Origin of the sequence: Streptomyces tateyamensis (assembly GCF_003205575.1) — a bacterium.
Classification (GTDB): domain Bacteria; phylum Actinomycetota; class Actinomycetes; order Streptomycetales; family Streptomycetaceae; genus Kitasatospora; species Kitasatospora tateyamensis.
On record NZ_PYBW01000367.1, the window covers coordinates 1 to 529 of the forward strand.

Annotated in this window: 1 pseudogene; it reads left to right on the top strand. The window is 74.7% G+C overall.

What is annotated here, in order from left to right:
• Nucleotides 1-382, top strand: a pseudogene (locus tag C7C46_RS33770) (hypothetical protein); the annotation flags it as partial.
• Nucleotides 383-529: the final 147 nt, after the last annotated feature.

Here is a 529-nt window from a genome sequence, read left to right on the forward strand (position 1 = left end):
GGCGATCAGCCGGGTCACCGCCCTGCTCGCGCCGCCACCCCCGCCGCCGGCGGGCGGCCCGGCCGCGACGGCCGCGGCGGGCGGCCGCTCCACCTGGGGTGCCAGGGACGCGCGGCGTTCCGCGATCAATCGCTGGGAATGGCCGCTGGACTGGTCCAACACCCGACCCGAACGGTTCACCGAGGTGGTCCTGCCCCGGAGCGGCGAAATCGCCGACGAGCGGATGCGCCTGAACCACGGCGTCACCCGTGAATCGGATCCGGCCCGCGCCCGTGCCCTGCTGGGCGACCGGCTGTGGACGTTCCTGGAGACACCGCCCCGTCGCACCCCGTCGCCGCGCGACCTCGCGGTGATCGTCGCCGAACGGGAGAAAACCGGATGAACGACGGGGACCGCAGCATTGCCCCCGCCGAGGTCGGCCAGTTGGCTCGGGCGGTCCTGGACGCGGTCGGCACCGTCGTGGTCGGCAAGCGGGACGCGTTGGAGTTGGTCCTCGCCGGCATCCTCGCGGGCGGCCACGTGCTGCTGG